The organism is Paracoccus caeni, assembly GCF_016629665.1.
In the GTDB taxonomy this organism is placed as follows: Bacteria; Pseudomonadota; Alphaproteobacteria; order Rhodobacterales; family Rhodobacteraceae; genus Paracoccus; species Paracoccus caeni.
The window spans coordinates 271761-293044 of the sequence record NZ_JAEPRQ010000002.1; the positions used below are offsets into that span (position 1 = coordinate 271761).

Below are 21284 nucleotides of genomic sequence, written 5' to 3' on the forward strand. Positions count from 1 at the left end.
AATTGACTGATCAATCAAGAACAGGGAGCCCAAGCATGACAGTTCAACGTATCGTCACCGCTTTGGCCGTCGGTGCCGCGTTGACGGGCGCAGCAACGGCCGCCGAGCCCGAGCAATGTCAGAAGGTCACCATCTCGGATGTTGGCTGGACGGATATCACCGCCACGACCGCGCTGGCCTCGACCGTATTGCAGGCGCTTGGCTATGAGACCGAGACCAAGGTTCTGTCGCTGCCGGTGACCTTCACCGCCCTCTCCACGGATGATCTGGACATCTTCCTTGGCAACTGGATGCCGACGATGGAGGCCGATATCGGCCCCTATACCGAGGCAGGCACCATCGACACGGTGCGCGTCAACCTGACCGGCGCGAAATATACGCTGGCGACGAACAAGGCCGGTGCCGATCTGGGGATCGCCGATTTCGCCGATATCGCCAAACATGCGGATGCGCTCAGCAGCACCATCTATGGGATCGAGCCGGGCAATGACGGCAACCGCCTGCTGCTGGAAATGGTCGCGGACAACAAGTTTGATCTGGGCACGTTCGAGATCCTCGAAAGCAGTGAACAGGGGATGCTGGCGCAGGTATCGCGCGCAGATAACTCCGGGCAGCCGGTCGTCTTCCTTGGTTGGGAGCCGCACCCGATGAACACCCAGTTCGAGCTGACCTATCTGACCGGCGGCGATGATGTCTTCGGGCCTGATTTCGGCGGGGCCGAAGTGCGGACGAATACCCGTGCAGGCTATGTCGAGGAATGCCCGAATGTCGGCAAGTTCCTGCAAAATCTGGAATTCACCCTGCCGATGGAGAGCGAAGTCATGGGGATCATCCTGAATGACGGCGCCGATCCGATGGCTGCCGCAAAGGAATGGCTGGAGGCCAATCCCGACGCCGTGACGCCCTGGATCGACGGCGTCACCACCGCCGATGGCGGCGATGCGCAGGCTGCGATCAGCGAGGCTCTCGGGGGTTGAAATCTGCTGCCGCAGCGTCAACCATACGCTGCGGCGGCACTCCGCAAGCCAAAAACAGAATGCACAGCCACCCGGCGAACCAGCACGACTAACAAGCGAGGCGACAGGGAATGGAGCAACTGACTGGTCTGGTGACGGACAACAAGATCCCGGTGGGGCGAACCGCGAAGGTTTTCTTCGACTGGCTGCAAGCCAACGCGGCATGGTTTTTTAACGGCATATCATCGGCGATGGATTGGCTGATCGGCGGGGTTCTGGCCACGCTGCAGGCACCGCATCCATTCCTGTTCATCCTGATCGCCGTCGCGCTGACATGGTTTCTGCAGAAAAGCTGGAAGCCCTGTCTGCTGGTCGCGGTCGGGCTCTTGTTCATTCTCAATCAGGGTTATTGGGACCAGACGCTGCAATCGCTGACGCTGGTGCTGTCGGCCTGTATCGTCTGTATGGCGGTCGGCGTGCCAATCGGCATCGCGGCGGCGCACCGTCCCCGGCTTTACGCATGGATGCGCCCGGTTCTGGACCTGATGCAGACGCTGCCAACCTTTGTCTATCTGATCCCGGCCATCGTCTTCTTTGGCATCGGCATGGTGCCGGGCCTGCTGGCGACGGTAATCTTCGTGCTGCCCGCGCCGATCCGGCTGACGCAACTTGGGATTTCCTCGACCCCGTCACCGCTGATCGAGGCGGCGACCGCCTTTGGCGCAACGCCGCGGCAATTGCTGTGGAAGGTCGAATTGCCAAGCGCCCTGCCGCAGATCATGGCCGGTCTGAACCAGACGATCATGCTGTCGCTGTCGATGGTGGTCATCGCTGCGCTGGTCGGTGCGTCGGGGCTTGGGGTGCCGGTGGTCCGGGCGCTGAACAGCGTCAACACCGCGCTTGGTTTTGAATCAGGGTTCGTCATCGTGGTCGTCGCCATCATGCTGGACCGGATGTTGCGGATGGAGCGTCGGAAATGAGCGTGGAATTCAGCGAGAACAGTCAGAACGCCGTCGAATTCGACAAGGTCAGCATCGTCTTTGGCAACGCCCCGAAAAAGGCTTTGCCGCTGATGGACAAGGGGCTGGAGCGTGGGCCGATCAAATCCGAGACCGGACAGGTTCTGGGGGTGCATGACTGTAGCCTGAACGTGCGTCAGGGCGAGATTTTGGTGCTGATGGGTCTGTCAGGCTCGGGCAAATCCACGCTTTTGCGGGCGGTCAATGCGCTGAACGATGTCTGCCGGGGCGAGGTTCGGGTGCTGCGGAATGGCAGCATGGTTTCGGTCACCGGGGCGGGAAAGCAGGATCTGCGCAATATCCGGCTGAACACGGTGGCGATGGTGTTCCAGCAATTCGGCCTGCTGCCATGGCGCTCGGTCCGCGAGAATGTGGGCCTGGGGCTGGAGCTTGCCGGGATGACCGCAACTGAGCGCGCGGCGAAGGTGGACCAGCAGTTGAAGACCGTCGGTCTGGATGAATGGGCCGAACGCAAGGTCGGCGAATTGTCCGGCGGGATGCAGCAGCGCGTGGGCCTTGCCCGGGCCTTTGCCACCGACGCGCCGATCCTGCTGATGGATGAGCCGTTCAGCGCGCTGGATCCGCTGATCCGGTCGCGGTTGCAGGATGAGTTGCTGGAATTGCAGGCCAAGACGCAGCGGACGATCATCTTCGTCAGCCACGATCTGGACGAGGCATTCAAGCTGGGCAACCGCATCGCGCTGATGGAGGGAGGTCGGATCGTCCAGATCGGCACCGCACGCGAGATCATCGCCAATCCGGTGAACGAATATGTGGCCGATTTCGTCGCCCATATGAACCCTCTGGGCGTTCTGACTGCCGCCGATGTGGCCCAACCGGGCGAGGCTACGGGCGATCTGATCCCACGCGACATGCCGGTGCGTGAGGTGATGGTCCTGCTGGCCGATCGCGATGCGCTGCCGGTCGAGGGTGGCGGGATGATCACCCGAGATGCGGTTCTGGCCCGGCTGATCGATCCGAAGGGTTAATCTGCGGCCTGCGCCTGTGAACCAAGGATAATGCCCGCCAATTGTGGCGGGCATTTCATTTTCAACAGGGCTCCAACCTGACCCAGCCCATATAGGTCCCTGCTCGCCCGGCCCCTTGTCTGCCGTCGCCGGAACCGCCACCTTCCTCTCAAACCGTCACCAAGGGGAAACACACCATGCGCCTTGCTCTTGCCCAGATGTCCCCCGGCGATGCTGCGGATGGCACGGCGCTGGCGCAGCTCGAAACCCTTGCCGCTTCGCTGTCGCTACAGAATGTGGATCTGCTGATCCTGCCGGAACTGTTCCTGCCCGGCTATAACCAGCCCTCCGCCCATCGCGACCTGTCGCAACCGCTTGATGGCGAATGGAGCCGCAGTATCGCCGCCATTGCCCGCAATAACGGGCTTGCCATCGCCTATGGCTGGGCCGAGCGTGATGGCAACGCCGTCTATAACGCCGCTTCCTTCATCGGCCCCGATGGGGCCCGTCTGGCCCATTACCGCAAGATCCAGCTTTTCGGCGAGATGGAGCGTGCCAGTTTCACCCCCGGCCACGATGCCCCGCCGGTCTTTGCTTTCAAGGATCGGCAGCTTGGAATGCTGATCTGCTACGATATCGAATTTCCCGAACATGCCCGCGATCTGGCCGGTCGCGGCGCGCAGGTGCTGCTGGTGCCGACCGCCAATCCGCAGGGTTTCGAGCATGTCCAGGACATCCTTGTCCCTGCCCGCGCCTATGAAAACCGGGTGACCGTGGCCTATGCGAATTACAGCGGGCCGGACGGGGATCTGGTCTTCGGCGGCGGCTCGGTCATTGCCGGGCCTGATGGCAAGCCCCTTGCCAGCGCCGGAACCGCGACGGGCCAGACGGTTCTGATCGTCGATCTGCCCGCGGATGACGGCTCTGATCTGCTCTCGACCCAACTCGGCGATCTGCGCCGCCCCTACTGACCATAAGTGCAGGTGCCGCGAACTTGACCCAGTTCACGAACGGGTGATACTTCCGCGCCAGCCAGTGTGAAGCGCCAGCGACCAATCCAGCCTTGCCAATCTGGAGGTCGCGATGAGTGCGAACCATCTTCTGCTGCCGCTGTCTCTTGTCCTCTGCGCCACCTCGCCCGCAGCACTTTTGGCTCAGGACACTGCCACCGAACCCTACACCCTGCAGACCATCACCCTGCACGGCGAAAGCGCGACCGGCCCGATAGACGGCCCCTTCGCCCTTGAAAGCCGCACCGCCACCAAATCCGACACCCCGATCCTTGAAACGCCCCGCGCCATCAGCGTCGTGTCCTCGACCGAGATCGCAGCGCGCGGCGGCGCCCAGACCATCGGCGAAACGCTTGGCTATACGCCGGGTGTCTTTTCGACCCCGATCGCCACCAACCGGACCAACTGGACCGAACGGCTGCGCGGCTTTTCGAATTACCAAAGCGGCTATCAGGACGGCCTGATCGACCCGACCGGCATGGACCGCGCCCAACCGCAGATCGAGCCATTCGGGGCCGAACGGGTCGAGGTGCTGAAAGGCCCGGCCTCGGTCCTTTACGGACAGATGAGTCCCGGCGGCATGGTCAATGTGGTCAGCAAGCGCCCGACCTTCGAACCTGGCGGCGAGACGATGTTGCAATATGGCAGCTATAGCCGCCTGCAGGCCGGGGTCGATCTGAACGGCGTGATCGGCGACGGATCGAGCCTTGGTTGGCGCTTGGTCGGGATGGTGCAGGATGCGAACACCATGATCGATCAGGTCGAGGATGACCGCCTTTATCTTGCGCCCAGCCTGACATGGCGCCCCGATGATGCGACCTCGCTGACGATCCTGACCCATTACCGCCGCGCCACCGGGGCCGAAGGCTCGCAAAGCGTTCCGCCAGAGCTGATCGACCAACTGCCCAGCGACATCAATATCGGCGATCCGAATTTCGACACCTACACGCAAGAGCAATGGGCGATCGGCTATGAATTCAGCCGCGAGATCACGCCAAATCTGACCTTCACCCAGAATGCCCGCTATCAGCGGCTGGATGTCAGCTATCGCCAGCTTTACATCGCCTTCCCGACCGATGATCCGACCGATACGCCCAGCACCTATCTGCGCACCCCCTACCTGCTGGACGAGACGCTGAAACAATTCGCCATCGACACCCGCCTCACCGCGAATTTCGACACCGGCGCGGCGCGGCACACGCTGTTGGCGGGCGTCGATTACCGGCACAGCAAATCGGTGAATGGCAGCGATTACCTTTATGGCATGGGACCGGCAATCGATCTGCTTGATCCGGTCTATGGGCTGACCTTCCCCGACTATCCGCGCGCGGCGGCCTCGCAGGAAAAGATCAGCCATACCGGCATCTATCTGCAGGATCAGGTCGAGCTTGGCCGCTGGCGTCTGTCGGCAGGGCTGCGCCATGACAGCGCCAAGACCAGCCTCGATGTCGAAGGCACGGAATGGGACACGGCGACCGACGATTCCAAGGTCTCATGGAATGCGGGCGTGCTGTATCTGATGGATAACGGCCTTGCGCCCTATGCCTCTTACGCGACTTCGTTCAAGCCCGAACCGGGCCAGACGTGGGACAAGACGCCATTTGAACCCTCGATCGGCAAACAGGTCGAGATCGGGGTGAAATACCAGCCGACCGGCAGCGATACCCTGCTGACCTTCTCGGCCTTCGATCTGCGGCGGACCAATGTGCTGACCGACGATCCCGACCATCAATTCGAATCGATCCAGACCGGCGAAGTCCGGATGCGCGGGGTCGAGGTCGAAGGACGGACCAAGATCGGCCCGGTTCAGGCAGTCATGGCCTATACCTATCTCGACAGCGAAATCACCGAGGCGAATGACGGCACAGAGGGTAACCGTCAGTTCGACACGCCACGGCAACTGGCCTCGATCTGGCTTGATTATACCTTCGATGAAGGCGCGCTGAACGGGCTGACCCTTGGCGGCGGCGTCCGGCACTGGTCGGGCTATTGGGGCGATAATGGCAATGCGATCTGGAACAAGGGACAGACGCTTGTGGACCTTGCCGCCAGCTATGACTTCGGCGCGCGGCGACCGGAACTTGCGGGGGTGACGCTGGATCTGAATGTGAGCAATCTGGCCGACCGCCGGATCGAGGCCTGCACCGAATGGGGTTGCGAATTCGGCGATGAGCGCGTCGCCAGCGCCACTCTGCGCTACAAATGGTAGAAATCGCGCAACGCGGCAGCTTCTTCGTTGAATAGATACCGACAGCGCGCGAGCCGCCAAGGCGCGGCCCGTGACTGTTCCTCTAACTGCTCCGCCGCGCCCGGTTCTCGACCGCCTGCCGGAACAGTTGCATGTATCGCGGCGCGACCGATGACAGGCTGAACTGTTGCCCCAGAATCCGCGCCGACCGGCTTAGCCGCGCGCGGCGGTCGGGATCGTCTTTCAGCGCCCGGATCGCCGACAACCATGCCTCGTCGTCATCAGGCAGCAGAACCCCGTTCACCTCGTTCTGGATCAACTCGGCCGGATAGCCGCGATCAGGGGCCACGACACAGCCGCCACGCATAAGGATCTCCATCAAGCCCCAATTGGCGACGCCGTAGCGAAGCGGATAGAGGAACAGATCGATCCCGCGCAGACGGCGGGCAAATTCGGCGTAGGGCAGCTTGCCGGGGCAATCGATCACCTTCGCCGCTTCGGGATATTCGCGCATCAGATGGCCGCGGAAATCGGCGACCTCGCCGCCATATTTCCGCTGCACCCATTGCTGTTCATAGCCGTAGGTGGACCCGTCCGAGCCGCCAAGCGCCACGAAATCCGCATCCATCCCTTCGCGCGCCAGCCTGTCCACCAGCCGCATATAGGTATCAAACCCCTTCGAGCTGGACAGATCGCGGGCCGAGAAGCCGATGGTGAAGCGATGGTCAGACGCGGTTTCGGGCGCGGCCTCCTCGATCTCCAGCCCTTCAAGCTGAACCTCGATATTGCCCTGAAGTGCGGGCGGGAACATGCGCTTGGCGTGATGGCTGGGGCAGATCACCAGATCGCTGCGCAGGGCCTGATGGAAATGCAGCATCTCGATATTCTTGTCGCTCATCCGCTGGGCCAGATCGGGCGGATAGGACGGATCCCAGCCATGGGCGCGATAGCTGGGAAATTCGACATAGCTGACGATGGCCGCGTCGATCTCGTCATAAAGAAAATGCGGCGCGCCCCATAGCGAATGGGCGACGACCACATCGATGGGCTTGGTTTTCTGAAACTCGCGCAGCGCCAGCAAGACGCCCCGCCCGATCCGGGCCGAGCGTTCCAACTTGGCCGTATAGTAGTAATTCGGATCACCCACGATGGGACCGTCCGGCTGAAACGCCAGAATATGCGGGCCACGATCGGCATGTTTCTGACGATGACCGGGCGTCGTCAGAAAATAGGCCTCGGCCTGTCCGGTCCGGCGGAGATGGTCACAAAGGGCTCCGAACTGGCCGGGATAGACGGCGCCCACGAAAACGATCACTGGTTTCGACATGGGCACCCCCTTCGTCCGGTTGCCGATATCGGTGTGACTCGGATGTTGTCAGATCAGTTTGCGGTCGCGTGCCACCACCACAGCCTGCGTGCGGTTGGTCGCGCCCAGCTTTTTGCAGATCGATTTCACATGCATTTTCACCGTCGGCTCGGCAAGGCTCAGCGCCGCCCCGATCTCCCGGTTCAGCTTGCCCTCGGCCAGAAGCTCCAGCACGGTGAATTCGCGTTTCGACAGCGTCGCCTCGGAATCGTCGCTGCTGCGACCGCTGCGTTTTTCGACCAGCTCTATTGGCAGATAACGCCCGCCCCCCGCCATAAAACGGATCTCGTTGGCAAGGTTCTTCAGCGAGGCGGTCTTCAGGACGATCCCCGCGCCGCCCAGCGACATCACCTCATCCACCACCCGCGAAGCGGGGTTGCTGGTCAGGATGCCGACCGGCTTCTTACCGTTGCGCTGCAGCGCCTTGCCCAACCCGGTCAGCCCGTCCATGCCCGGCATGTCCAGATCGACCAGCACCAGATCGAACGGCCCATGTCCGTCAATCGCATCCAGCGCCGCCGGAAGATCGGGCACGGTCCTGACATCGATATCCGGCACCCCCGCCAGATACAGTTCAAACATTTCAAGGATCATCGCGTGGTCGTCCGCGATCAACACATTCAGGGTTTTCGGCGTATGTTCGTTCATCTGCTCTGCCCCCGGCTTCATCGCCATCTAACGCTTCCCCTGCCTCTCGAAACCGGAAAGAGAGTATGAGCGGCGGGCTGGCGGGTCCTGGTTACCATGACTATCATATACTATTCTTTAGTATGGTTTGCGATATATCCTTCTCTGCGAAGGCTACAAGTTGACTGAATCGTCAGCTTTCCGCTCATGACAGTTTTTCGGTCATCTTGCGGGTCTCTTCCAAAGCCTCTTCCAGCGGTGCGAAAAGGTCTGAAATCGTTACCGGATCTTCGGCCACGGCCAGTTCGATGGCTCTCAGCCGCTTTTCGACCAGAACCAGCCCGGTCAACCCGCTGGCCCCGGTGGCGGCATGCAATTGCCTTGGCGTGTCCGGTCCGATGCCTTCCTGCTTCAGCCCTTCCAGCACCGTCCGCGCCTCGGCCAGCGCCCGGTTCATGAAGTCGCGTGCCGGGCCTTGGCCCAGACGTTCGATCAGATCGGCGGCGATCTCTTCGTCCAGCACGGTCTGCCGCGCCAGCCGCGCCGCAGCGGCGGCCTCGGCCCCGCTGTCGCGGATCGGCGCATCGGCCAGAGCCTCGACCAAAGCTGCGGAAAGCTCTTGCGGGCGGATCGGTTTTTCCAGCACCCGCAGCATCCCCGCCTCAAGACAGGCGGCGCGGATCTGCGGATCGACATGGGCGGTCAGCCCGACCACCCTGCCCCGCCACGGAACCGAGGCCGAAGGATCGCCCGCCCGCAACACCCGCGCCAGTTCGATCCCGCTCATCCGCGGCAGGGTCACGTCGGTCAGCACCAGCTCCACCCGGCTTGCCACCTCTTTACGGGCCAGCAGCGCCAGCGCCTCGGGACCGCTGCCGACCGCCAGCACCTCGGCCCCGAAACTTTCGACGATCTGGCTCAGCCAGTCGCGGCTGGCCGGGCTATCCTCGACCAACACGATGCTGCGTCCGACCAGCGGCGCATCGGCAGCCACCGAAAGACGCGGCAGGTCCGGCAGTTCCGGCGCGCGCGGCAGGCTGAAGCTGGCGGCCAGAACCGTGCCCACCACCCGCGCCTGAACATCCGGCGCAATAGGTTCGCCATCCGGGCCACGGTCTGCGACGGTGATCTGACCGCCCAACTGTTTCAGCGCATGGGCCAGGACGTTCAGCCCGGCCGAGGGACGCTTGCCCGTCGTTTCGGCAGGCGCAGGCAGATCGCCCATCGGCAGTCCCAAAGCCTCGCTCAACCGCGCGCGCTGCGCCGGGGGCAGACCGCCGCCTTCGTCCCGCACCTCGACCCGGATCGCCCAGATTTCGTCCTGATCGTCGTCCAGCACCGTCGGATGCAGCGGCTTGCAGGACAGCAGCACCTGAACCCGACCGCCGCCGTGATTGACCGAGTTGTCGATCATGTTCTGGCACAGCGCCCGGACAAAGCGCAGCGGACCGTGCAGCAGCAGATCCTCGGGCGCGTCCACGGTCAGCGTCACCTCGGTCGCGCGGGCGGCGGCGATAGGCTCGACCAGCGCGATCAGGCTGCGCAGTTCCTCGGCAATGCGGAAATCCTCATCCGGCTGCGTGCCCGCAACGCTTCGCTCGCCCCGGATCACGCCCAGAACATTGCTGACATGATCCAGCGCCAGTTCGGCGGCGCGGCGCAGGCGATTGGTTACGGCGGCGCGGTCGCCCGCTTCGGGTTGCGGGTCCAGCAGGGCCTCGGCAGTGGCAAGAAGCGACTGGATCGGCGTGCGCAGATCATGCGCAACCCGCATCAGCGTGGCCGAGCGCGCGCGGTTGCGCAGCAGCGCGGCCTCTTGATCGCTTTCCGACAGGCGCAGCAGAAAACCCGAAGCAGGCCCAAGCGGGATCTGAACCAGCTCTCCCTGATAATCCTGCCCCTGATCCTGCCAGTTCAGCGCCACGCTGCCCGCCCGCTGCGCCCTGCGACAGAGGCCCGGCCAATCCAGCCGCTCGGTCAGGGCCGGACCGTCAAGGCCCAGTCGCTGTGCCGGGCCGTTGGTCAGAAGGATATCGCCGCGCAGATTGGCCAGCACGACCGCGCGCCGATCGGTGGCGATGAGGCGGGCCAGAGCCTGCAACACCGGGCGGGCCAACGCCGCCTTGTCGCGCCGCTCTGCCGCGTCGGTCGCATCCTCGCGCCCGGTTTCCTCGCCATTCTCCTGCTGCTGCACCCTTTCGCCCCTCATCGCCCGCGACCCGATTCCCGGCCCCAATTCGGGCCATGCCGACGGCTGGTCGCAGACCTGTCGCGCAAGCTGGCCCAGCCAGTTTTCATGATCTTGGACAAAGGTTTCCGGCACGACAAGCCTTCCCACGACGACCTCTGCATCCAGCAAGAGAAGCGATCCAGAAATACAGCCAGAAAGAAACGTATGGATCGCAATAGTTATGTTGACATAACTTTAGTATGGGTCAAGAATACATACCAACGGATCGATTCTTTTTCATGTCGCCTTTCTACTCAGTGTCCGGTCCAGGGGGACCTGCATCAGAGAGGACAGCCAAATGGCTCAGAGCATCATCCAGGCCGGCACGATTGCCGATGTATCGATTTCGGCTCTTCGGGCTGACATCAATGGCTATGTGAAAACCGGCGACGATCTTGTCATCCAGCTTGCGAGCGGCGACGAGATTCTGGTCCAAGGATTTTTCATCCCGACCGAGGACGGCACCGCGCATCAGATCGTTCTGGGCGATGGCACGATCATTCAGCTTGACGAGAATGGCGAAGAAGAGGCCGGCCTTGGGGCCGGCATGTTCGCTGACGACGGCGCCGCCGGCATCGCAGCTCTGGGCGCAGCAGGTCTGGCAGCCGCAATGGGTGCGAGCGGTGGTGGTGGCGGTGGCGGCACCGATCCGACTGACGGAACTGACCCGACCGACGGGACTGACCCGACCGACGGGACCGACCCGACTGACGGCACCGATCCGACTGACGGCACCGATCCGACCGATGGGACCGATCCGACTGACGGAACCGATCCGACTGACGGAACCGATCCGACTGACGGAACCGATCCGACTGACGGAACCGATCCGACCGACGGGACTGACCCGACGGATGGAACCGATCCGACTGACGGGACTGACCCGACCGACGGCACTGACCCTACCGACGGAACCGATCCGACTGACGGGACTGACCCGACCGACGGAACCGACCCGACCGATGGGACCGACCCAACTGACGGGACCGACCCAACTGACGGGACCGACCCGACTGACGGCACCGATCCGACTGACGGCACCGATCCGACCGATGGGACCGATCCGACTGACGGAACCGATCCGACTGACGGAACCGATCCGACCGACGGAACCGATCCGACCGACGGAACCGACCCCACTGATGGAACCGACCCGACCGACGGGACCGACCCCACTGATGGAACCGATCCGACTGACGGGACGGACCCGACCGACGGCACCGATCCGACTGACGGGACGGACCCGACCGACGGAACCGACCCGACCGACGGAACTGACCCGACTGATGGGACCGATCCGACCGACGGCACTGACCCGACCGACGGAACCGATCCGACTGATGGGACCGATCCGACCGACGGCACCGATCCGACCGACGGCACCGATCCGACTGACGGCACCGATCCGACCGATGGGACCGATCCGACTGACGGCACCGATCCGACCGACGGCACTGACCCGACCGACGGAACCGATCCGACTGACGGGACTGACCCGACCGACGGAACCGACCCGACCGACGGAACTGACCCGACTGACGGCACCGATCCGACCGATGGGACCGATGATGTTCAAGGTCTGCTCGATCCGATCCTCGGGGATGGCGGCCTGCTTGGTGACATCACCGGAAATGACGGTCTGCTGGGCGATGTGACCGGCTCTGATGGGCTGCTGGGCGGATTGCTGGGCGAAGATGGGCCTCTGGGCGATCTTGCCTCGGGTCTGATCGGCGTGCCGATCCTGGGTGACGGTGTGGGCGATGGCTCGCAGGGCATCCTTGACCCGCTTGTCGGCGATGGTGGTCTCTTGGGCGACATTACCGGAAACGGTGGCCTCCTGGGCGATGTGACCGGCTCGAACGGCGTCGTCGGCGATCTGATCGGCAATGACGGCCTTCTGGGCGACCTCACCGGAAACGGTGGTCTGGTCGGCGATCTGACCGGAACCGGCCTGCTGGGTGGCAGCGGTGACGGCAACGGAGGCGACGGGCTGCTGGGCGGTATCCTTGACGGGGTGCTTGGCGGCGAAGGCGGTCTTCTGGACGGCGTGACCGATACCGCAGGCGATCTGCTGGGCGGGGCCGGTGGCCTTGTCGGCGGAGTGACCGGAGTGGTCGGCGGCCTCTTGGGCATCGACGGCGATCAGGGCCTGCTGGACCCGATCATTGCGGATGGCGGATTGCTGGGAGATATCACGGGCAATGACGGGCTGCTCGGGGATGTGACTGGCAATGACGGCCTTCTGGGTGATGTCATCGGCGATACCGGGCTGCTTGGCTCGATCACCGGGGCGAATGGTCTGGTCGGCGATCTGACCGGCTCTGGTCTTCTGGGCGATGGCGGCGAAGGTAGTGGCGGCCTGATCGGCGGTCTCATCCCGGCTGGTGTCGGCGATCTGGTCGGTGGTGTGACCGGCACGATCGGCGGCCTGCTGGACGGCGCCGGAGCGGGCGATCTGCTGGGCGGCATCACCGACACGGCTGGTGGTCTGCTGGGCAGCGCTGGCGGCCTTGTCGGCGGCGTGACCGGGACCATCGGTGGCCTGCTGGGCATCGACGGAGATCAGGGCCTGCTTGATCCGATCATCGCGGATGGCGGATTGCTGGGAGATATCACGGGCAATGACGGGCTGCTCGGGGATGTGACTGGCAACGAAGGCCTTCTGGGTGATGTCATCGGCGATCACGGCCTTCTGGCCTCGGTCACCGGCACGAACGGACTGGTCGGAGAACTGACCGGCACCGGATTGCTGGGCGATGGAGGCGAAGGCGGTGGCCTGCTGGGTGGCTTGCTCGGAGGCGGCGCTGGTGGCCTGCTTGGCGGTGTGACCGGCACGATCGGTGGCCTGCTGGGTGGCGACGGTGACGGCGATCTGCTGGGCGGTCTGCTCGGCGGCGGAGCCGGTGGCCTTCTCGGCGGAGTGACCGACACGGTTGGTGGCCTGCTGGGCGGCGATGGTGACGGCGATCTGCTGGGCGGCTTGCTCGGTGGCGGAGCCGGTGGCCTTCTCGGCGGCGTGACCGACACGGTTGGTGGCCTGCTCGGAGGCGACGGTGACGGCGATCTGCTGGGCGGTCTGCTCGGCGGCGGAGCCGGTGGCCTTCTCGGTGGAGTGACCGACACGGTTGGTGGCCTGCTGGGTGGCGATGGTGACGGTGATCTGCTGGGCGGCTTGCTCGGTGGTGGTGCCGGTGGCCTTCTCGGCGGCGTAACCGACACGGTTGGCGGCCTGCTGGGTGGCGATGGTGACGGCGATCTGCTGGGTGGTCTGCTCGGCGGCGGTGCTGGTGGCCTTCTCGGTGGTGTGACCGACACGGTTGGTGGCCTGCTCGGAGGCGACGGTGACGGCGATCTGCTGGGCGGCTTGCTCGGTGGCGGTGCCGGTGGCCTCATCGGTGGTGTGACCGACACGGTCGGTGGCCTGCTGGGTGGCGACGGTGACGGCGACCTGCTGGGTGGTCTGCTTGGCGGCGGTGCCGGTGGCCTCATCGGCGGCGTGACCGACACGGTTGGTGGCCTGCTGGGTGGCGACGGTGACGGCGATCTGCTGGGCGGCTTGCTCGGCGGTGGTGCCGGTGGCCTTCTCGGCGGCGTGACCGACACGATCGGCGGGCTGCTGGGTGGCGATGGTGACGACGGCCTGCTGGCCGGTGTGACCGAAACCATCGACGGCCTTCTGGGCGGCGATGATGACGGTGGTTTGCTGGCTGGTATCACGGATACGGTCGGCGGTCTGCTGGGTGACGGCTCTCTCCTGGGTGGCCTCACTGACAGCTCCGAGGATCTGCTGAGCACTGGCAACCTGCTCTCAGACCTCGGCGGATCAAGCGACGACGTCACGGCCTGACATCGTCTCGCAATCCAACCGCACGACCCAACGGGGCGCCCAATTAAGGGCGTCCCGATCATTTTGCAGAATGCCCTGTCCCGGAGCCCTGCCCCGGATTACAGCCGGATCACGGCTCTCCCTGAAAGCGGAAGATCGCCAGACTGCGTTCACGCTCATTCACTTCAAGTTTGCGGTTGATCGGCGCATGGGCGCGGGCCGAGCAATCGGGGCGTTCGCACAGATAGCAGTTCAGCCCGATATCGACCGGCTTGGTGCGGTCCAGATCGATGCCGTCGGCATAGACCAGACGCGGCGCATAGGCGACATCGCAGCCCAGCCCGATGGCCAGCCTTTGCGCGGGCGCGCCATGACTGCCCCCTGCCCGCGTCACCGTCCGCGCGACCGAGAAATAGCTGACCCCTTCCGGCATGCGGATCACCTGGGTCTGAACCCTCTCGGGCGTCTCGAAGCTGGAATGGATATTCCACAACGGACAGGTGCCGCCGAAGCGCGAGAACGGGAAACGCCCGGCGCTGAAACGTTTCGAGATATTGCCCGCCTGATCGACGCGGACGAAATAGAACGGAATCCCCCGCGCATCGGACCGTTGCAGCGTGGACATGCGATGGGCGGTCTGTTCGAAACTGGTGCCGAAGCGGTGCGACAGCAATTCGACATCATAGCGCGTCGATTCACAGGCCGAGAGAAACCGCGAATAGGGCATCAGCAGCGCCGCCGCAAAGTAGTTCGACAGGCTGACGCGCATCAGCGACAGCGCCGCCGGATCGTTCAGGCCTGCCTCGGACACCAGTTGCTCGGTCAGGTCTCGCTGTTCAAGCTGGCCCAGAAGGACACCGATCTGGAACCGGCGGCTTGACTGACCCAGCAGTTCCGACAGCAGCAATTCGCGCCGATGCGGATCGAAACGGCGAAGCTGGTCGGCCATGACCGCTGCGGGCAGAATCCGCACGTTGAGACCATGCGTCGCCAGACGTTCGCTCAGCGCGATATGCGGTTCACGGCGATGCAGGCCCAGTTGCTCGGCCAAAGCTTCGGCAGCCCGGTCCAGCGGGTCGAAATGGTTGCGGTTCGAATAGAACCAGCCGCGCACGCTTTCGACCGGGCGGGAATGGTCCACCAGCACCTCGACCTTGTCGCGGTCGGTCAGCGGATTGGTGTCGTCCTGACCGCGCAGCAGCGATTCGCGATACTGGTCGTGCAGCCGCACGAAAGCCTGCGCAATCCGGGGGGAAGCCTGCAACACCGCCTCGACCTCGGTGCGTGTCATGTGACCGCCAATCGCCGGATCTTTCAAAGCCGCCGCGAAATCCGCGGCAAGCTGGGTATCGGTCGAGGGGGCAAGCTCCGAGATGTTCAGGTCATAAACCTCGGCCAGTTTCATCAAGAGCCGGGCCGAGGCCGGACGCTGATCCGCCTCGATCAGGGTGATGTAACTCGCGGAAATCCCTAGCTCTGCCGCCATCTGCGCCTGCGTCAGGCCCAGCGAATTGCGCAGAACCTTCAGCCTCTGGCCGATGATCAGCTTCTCTCCGCGCTCTGCCATTTGGTGCCCTCCGGGGTGCCTTAAAGTGACAAACATTACAAATTTTCAGGAAGCGTCACGACATAACTTACAAGAAAACCTCTTTATTACAAGTATATGATGCACATGCAGCATGACATTACTACAGTTACTTTACAAAGCTAACGCCAACGCTTGGAGTCATGAAATGCCGCTTGATCGTGTCCCGACCCTGTCGCCGCCCCTTGTCCTGCGCACCGCGCCGGGGGCCGAGCTTGTCCTGACCGCGGAAGCACTGAACTTCGTGGCCGAGCTTCAGGCCCGCTTCGGCCTGCGTCTTCACGCGCTGATGGTCGCCCGTCAGCGTCGGCAAGAGCGGATCGACCGTGGCGAATTGCCCGATTATCTGCCCGAAACCACCGAGATCCGCAAAGGCATCTGGCAAGCCGCGCCGCTGCCCGAAGCATTGCAGGACCGCCGCGTCGAGATCACCGGCCCGGTTGATCGCAAGATGATGATCAACGCGCTGAATTCCGGGGCCAAGGTCTTCATGGCCGATTTCGAGGATGCGACCTCGCCCGGCTTCGCCAATATCATCGCCGGTCATGCGAATATGCTGGACTACCGTGACGGGACGCTGGATTTCGACGATCCGAAAACCGGCAAATCCTATCGTGTCGGCGCCGTTCCGGCCCTGATGATCGTCCGCCCGCGCGGGCTGCATATGTCGGAAGCGAATGTCCTGATCGGCGGTCAGCCGGTCTCAGCCGCGCTGTTCGATTTCGGTCTGAACATCTTCCATAACGGCCGCGCCTTGGCCGCCTCGGGTCGCGGGCCGTTCTATTACCTGCCAAAGCTGGAAAGCCACCGCGAGGCGCGGTTCTGGAACGATGTCTTCCTCTTCGCACAGGAACGGACGGGTCTGGCGCAAGGCACGATCAAGGCGACCGTCCTGATCGAGACCCTGCCCGCCGCCTTCGAGATGGATGAGATCATCTGGGAACTGCGCGAACATATCGCCGGGCTGAACTGTGGCCGTTGGGATTATATCTTCAGCTACATCAAGACCTTGCGCAATCATCCGGCCTATGTCCTGCCCGACCGGGCAGAGGTCACCATGGACCGCGCCTTTCTGGCCACCTATGCGGCCCGTCTGGTCAAGGTCTGCCACCGTCGCGGCGTTCACGCGATGGGCGGGATGGCCGCGCAAATCCCGGTCAAGGATGACGATGCCGCCAACGAGACCGCCTTTGCCAAGGTCCGCGCCGACAAACAGCGCGAGGTCGAGATGGGCCATGACGGCACCTGGGTCGCGCATCCCGATCTGGTTCCGGTCGCATTGCAGGTCTTTGACGCCGCCATGCCCGGCCCGAACCAGATCAACCGCCCGCGTCAGGAGTTTCGGATCGAACCGGCGATGCTGCTGAAGCCGCATCAGGGCCAGATCACCGAGGCAGGTGTCCGCGCCAATGTCTCGATCGCGATCGAATATCTGGCGCAATGGCTGCAAGGCCGCGGCGCGGTGCCGATCAACAACCTGATGGAAGACGCCGCCACCGCCGAAATCAGCCGCGCGCAATTGTGGCAATGGATCCGCCACCGCGCCCCGGTCGAGATGGAGGACGGCAGCGAGCGGAACCTTAGCGCCGACTGGCTGGGCCAACTGGTTCAGGGCGAGATCGGGCGTCTGCTGGAACGGCTTGGCCCGAACGGCTTCCATCGCGGGCATTACGCCTCGGCCTGCCGCCTGCTGCTGGACGCGGCAACGGCAGAGGCTCTGCCCGATTTCATCACCACGCCGGCCTATCAGGTGCTGAACGCGCTCGATTAAGTCCGGTCCAAACCCCGCAACAATCTCTCCCTTGGAAGGGCCTTTGACGGCCCTTCCGTCTCTGACCATGACGAAAGGAACGAACATGGCCAACCGTAAATCTTACGCCGAACTGCGCCAGGATGTCGCCGCCCGCTATCCGTCGGGCCACACGAGCAGCGGCGTCTCGGTGGATGACATCGTTCAGCTTAAGCTGCAAAACACCTATGACACCCATCTGGACGTTGCCCGCGACATGGCAACGGTGATGCGCGGCGATATGGCGGCCTATGATGCCGATCCGTCGAAATTCACCCAATCGCTGGGCTGCTGGTCGGGCTTTCACGCCCAGCAGATGATCAAATCCGTGAAGCGCCTGCGCGGCACCGCCAAGGGCACCTATGTCTATCTGTCCGGCTGGATGGTCGCCGGGCTGCGCAACCGTTGGGGCCACCTGCCCGATCAGTCGATGCACGAAAAAACTGCCGTCGCCGATCTGATCCACGAGATCTATGTCTCGCTGCGTCAGGCGGATGAGGTTGCGCTGAACGATCTGTTCAAGACACTGAAAGCCGCGACCACGGAAGCCGAGCGTGCGCAGGCGATCGAGGCGATCGACAATTTCGAAAGCCATGTCGTTCCGATCATCGCCGATATCGATGCGGGCTTCGGCAACGAACACGCCACCTATCTGCTGGCGAAAGAGCTGATCAAGGCGGGTGCCTGCTGTCTGCAGATCGAAAATCAGGTCTCGGACGCCAAGCAATGCGGTCACCAGGACGGCAAGGTCACCGTCCCGCGCGAGGACTTTATCGAGAAACTGCGCGCCTGCCGTCTGGCCTTCGAGGAACTGGGCGTTGATGACGGTGTGATTGTGGCCCGCACCGACAGCCTTGGCGCTGGTCTGACCCAGAAGGTTCCGGTCAGCCAGCAGCCGGGCGATCTTGCCAGCCAGTATATCAAATGGCTGAAGACCGAACAGATCACCGAAGAAAACCCGATCCGCGAGGGCGAACTGGCGCTGTATCAGGGCGGCGAATTCGTGAAGCCGGTTCGTCTGGCGAATGGCCTGTTCCCGTTCCGCGAAAATACCGGCCGGGCGCGGGTGATCGAGGATTGCGTCGCCTCGCTGAAAGATGGCGGTGCGGATCTGCTGTGGATCGAAACCGATACCCCGAATGTCGATGAGATTGCAGGCATGGTTGCCGAGATCCGCAAGGAAGTGCCGAATGCGAAGCTGACCTATAACAACTCGCCCAGCTTCAACTGGACGCTGAACCTGCGCAAACAGGTCCGCAGCCAATGGCTGGCCGAGGGCAAGATCAGCGAAAGCGACTACCCGGATGGCAACGAGCTGATGAAGGCGGATTACGACGATACCGATCTGGGCCGCGAGGCGGATCAGCGCCTGCAACGCTTCCAGACCGACATCTCGGCCCGCGCCGGCGTGTTCCACAACCTGATCACGCTGCCGACCTTCCACCTGACCGCGAAGTCGATGGACGAGCTGAGCCACGGTTATTTCGGCGACGACAAGATGCTGGCCTATGTCAAAACCGTCCAGCGTCAGGAAATCCGTCGCGGCATCAGCGCGGTGAAGCACCAGCACGAGGTCGGCTCGGATCTGGGCGATACGTTCAAGGAAATGGTCGGAGGCGAGCGCGCCTTGAAAGCGGGCGGTCATGCCAACACCATGAACCAGTTCGCCGCCGAGTGATCCGGCCCTAACCGATCTGCCGTCAGAGCCCGTTGGCGTGGGTTTTCGCTTCTGACGGTAGCACGCCGCCCCCTCACCGGGGCGGCGTTTTTGTTCCCGCCCTCGGATCAGCCCCCGACCTGCGCCTGCCGCATATCCTGACCGGGCGGCGCACCGAATAACCGGCGATATTCACGGGTGAATTGCGGCACGCTTTCATAGCCGACGGCATGGGCGGCGGTGGCGATCCCTGCCCCCTCTGCCAACATCCGCCGCCGCGCCTCGATCAGCCTTAGCTGCTTCTGGAATTGCAGCGGCGACAGCGTGGTGATGCTGCGGAAATGCTGATGGAATGACGATTCGCTCATCCCTGCCAGCACCGCCAGATGCTCGACCCGGATCGGGCGTTGATAATCCTGCCGGATTGCCTCGACCGCGCGGGCGATGCGCCCGGCGTGGCTGTCGGTGACGCCAAGCCTGCGGATCGCCGCGCCGTGACGCCCGTTCAGCAACCAATAATGCATCTCGCGCAGAAGACCGTCGCGCAGAACCGGCAGCGCCTCGGGCCGGTCCAGAAGGCGCATCAGCCGCAAAGCCGCCTCGGCCACATCGGGATCGGTCGGCTCGACCCGGATCGGGGCGGGATCCGGCAGATGCGGGGCCGCGACCGACAATTCGCGCAGCATCGCCGGATCAAGCTCCAGCACCAGCGAGTAATAGGGCGCGGCGGGGCTGGCCTCGATGATCTGGCTGACCGTCGGCACATCGGCCGAGATCAGCAACGCCTCGCCCGGACCGAAATCGAAACTGTCGGCCCCCATCGTCACCCGCTTTCGCCCCTGCAACAGCATCGCGACCAGCGGCTTGTTGACGGCGACCTGCAATTCGCCGGGATACATGACCCGCACCGCGGTCAGCCCCGCGACCGGCGTGATTGCCGCGCCGAAACGGTCGGCATGGGCATCAGCGTGACGGCGGACATGGTCCAGAAGTGATCGGTTCATCTTGGCGATCCGGGCAATGGCTTCACGGTATCAGGCAAGAAACCGGCCCGTTCGGCAAGACCTTGCGTGCCATTTCAGAGAAACGGGCAAGAAGCGGCGAGGAACAGGCAACACGGATCGCGATTTTCACCCCATGTTGCCTGCATCGCATCTGCACGAAGGAAATAAAGATGAGCAAGATCGCAATCGTTACCGGCGCCAATCGTGGCCTTGGCCGCAACACCGCTTTGTCCATCGCCCGCCACGGCGGCGACGTGATCGTGGCCTATCGCGGCAATACCGCGCAGGCGGAAGAAGTGGTCACGGAAATCCGCGCACTTGGCCGGAAAGCTGTCGCGCTGCAACTGGACATGGCAGAGGTCGCGAGCTTCCCCGATTTCACCCAAAGGCTTCGGGTCGCCCTGCAAGAGAATTGGGGCCGCGACAGTTTCGACCACCTGATCAACAATGCCGGTCACGGCGAATATGCGATGATCGAGGCCACCACCGAAGCCCAGTTCGACGGGCTTTTCGACGTGCATGTCAAAGGCGTGTTCTTTCTGGTTCAGGCGCTGCTGCCGCTGATCGCCGATGGCGGGCGGATCGTGAATTTCTCGTCCGGGCTGACGCGGATTTCCTATCCCGGCTTCTCGGCCTATGCGGCGGCGAAGGGTGCGGTCGAAACCCTGACCACCTATATGGCGCGCGAACTGGGCGGGCGCGGGATCACCGTGAACACCGTCGCGCCGGGCGCGATCGAGACCGATTTCGGCGGCGGCATGGTCCGCGACAATGCCGAGGCGAACGCACAATTCGCGGCAATGACGGCGCTTGGGCGGGTTGGATTGCCAGATGATATCGGGCCGATGATCGCAAATCTTCTGGACGATGCGAACCGTTGGGTCACCGCGCAACGGATCGAGGTTTCGGGCGGGCAGACGATCTGAACCGCATCAATCAGGCGTGCAGGACATTTCCCGTAACCCTCTGGTTGACCTTGCGTAAATGGGCAATTTCACCGATATGTCCGCGTCAAAAAAAATGCTATTGTCATGAGACATCTTAGAACCAACCTAGTTC

General features: G+C 63.3%; 14 protein-coding genes. 9 read left to right on the forward strand and 5 right to left on the reverse strand.

All coding sequences use genetic code 11. The annotated features are described in order from the left end of the window. Positions 1-35: 35 nt before the first annotated feature. From choX to JJJ17_RS08145, 5 genes are all read left to right on the forward strand, one after another. Positions 36-977, forward strand: a complete 942-nt coding sequence (gene choX, locus JJJ17_RS08125) for a choline ABC transporter substrate-binding protein (RefSeq protein ID WP_200685282.1) — start codon at positions 36-38, stop codon at positions 975-977. Positions 978-1087: 110 nt separating this feature from the next. After that, positions 1088-1936, forward strand: a complete 849-nt coding sequence (choW, locus tag JJJ17_RS08130; RefSeq protein WP_200685284.1) for a choline ABC transporter permease subunit — start codon at positions 1088-1090, stop codon at positions 1934-1936. Beyond that, entirely contained in the window at positions 1933-2964 is a 1032-nt protein-coding gene (gene choV, locus JJJ17_RS08135; protein WP_200685286.1) for a choline ABC transporter ATP-binding protein, read from the forward strand. Before choW ends, choV begins: the two co-directional genes overlap by 4 nt. A 176-nt stretch (positions 2965-3140) precedes the next feature. Beyond that, the gene (locus tag JJJ17_RS08140; protein WP_200685288.1) at positions 3141-3914 is read left to right on the forward strand and encodes a carbon-nitrogen hydrolase family protein; all 774 of its coding nucleotides are present in this window, start codon (positions 3141-3143) and stop codon (positions 3912-3914) included. Positions 3915-4026: 112 nt separating this feature from the next. Continuing rightward, entirely contained in the window at positions 4027-6162 is a 2136-nt protein-coding gene (locus JJJ17_RS08145; protein ID WP_200685290.1) for a TonB-dependent siderophore receptor, read from the forward strand. An 82-nt stretch (positions 6163-6244) separates the two neighbouring features. On the opposite strand, the gene JJJ17_RS08150 is transcribed toward JJJ17_RS08145, so the two are convergent. From JJJ17_RS08150 to JJJ17_RS08160, 3 genes are all read right to left on the reverse strand, one after another. After that, positions 6245-7468, reverse strand: a complete 1224-nt coding sequence (locus tag JJJ17_RS08150; RefSeq protein ID WP_200685292.1) for a glycosyltransferase — start codon at positions 7466-7468, stop codon at positions 6245-6247. 48 nt (positions 7469-7516) lie between these two features. After that, entirely contained in the window at positions 7517-8182 is a 666-nt protein-coding gene (locus tag JJJ17_RS08155) for a response regulator transcription factor (protein ID WP_325168786.1), read from the reverse strand. 157 nt (positions 8183-8339) lie between these two features. Continuing rightward, entirely contained in the window at positions 8340-10472 is a 2133-nt protein-coding gene (locus JJJ17_RS08160; protein ID WP_200685294.1) for a hybrid sensor histidine kinase/response regulator, read from the reverse strand. A 190-nt stretch (positions 10473-10662) separates the two neighbouring features. On the opposite strand from JJJ17_RS08160, the gene JJJ17_RS20365 reads away from it, so the two are divergent. Continuing rightward, positions 10663-14211: a BapA/Bap/LapF family prefix-like domain-containing protein gene (locus JJJ17_RS20365; protein ID WP_234463982.1), complete on the forward strand. Its 3549-nt coding sequence runs from the start codon at positions 10663-10665 to the stop codon at positions 14209-14211. Between the two features lie 109 nt (positions 14212-14320). On the opposite strand, the gene JJJ17_RS08170 is transcribed toward JJJ17_RS20365, so the two are convergent. After that, on the reverse strand, positions 14321-15757 hold the full coding sequence (locus JJJ17_RS08170) for a helix-turn-helix domain-containing protein (protein ID WP_200685296.1): 1437 nt from the start codon (positions 15755-15757) through the stop codon (positions 14321-14323). 166 nt (positions 15758-15923) lie between these two features. Between JJJ17_RS08170 and aceB the strand changes: the two genes are divergently transcribed. Continuing rightward, complete coding sequence (gene aceB / locus JJJ17_RS08175; protein ID WP_200685298.1) at positions 15924-17546, forward strand: malate synthase A; 1623 nt, start codon at positions 15924-15926, stop codon at positions 17544-17546. A gap of 85 nt (positions 17547-17631) precedes the next feature. Continuing rightward, complete coding sequence (locus JJJ17_RS08180; protein WP_200685299.1) at positions 17632-19242, forward strand: isocitrate lyase; 1611 nt, start codon at positions 17632-17634, stop codon at positions 19240-19242. Positions 19243-19349: 107 nt separating this feature from the next. On the opposite strand, the gene JJJ17_RS08185 is transcribed toward JJJ17_RS08180, so the two are convergent. Next, entirely contained in the window at positions 19350-20225 is an 876-nt protein-coding gene (locus JJJ17_RS08185; protein ID WP_200685300.1) for an AraC family transcriptional regulator, read from the reverse strand. Between the two features lie 170 nt (positions 20226-20395). Between JJJ17_RS08185 and JJJ17_RS08190 the strand changes: the two genes are divergently transcribed. Next, the gene (locus JJJ17_RS08190) at positions 20396-21151 is read left to right on the forward strand and encodes an SDR family NAD(P)-dependent oxidoreductase (RefSeq protein WP_200685301.1); all 756 of its coding nucleotides are present in this window, start codon (positions 20396-20398) and stop codon (positions 21149-21151) included. Positions 21152-21284: the final 133 nt, after the last annotated feature.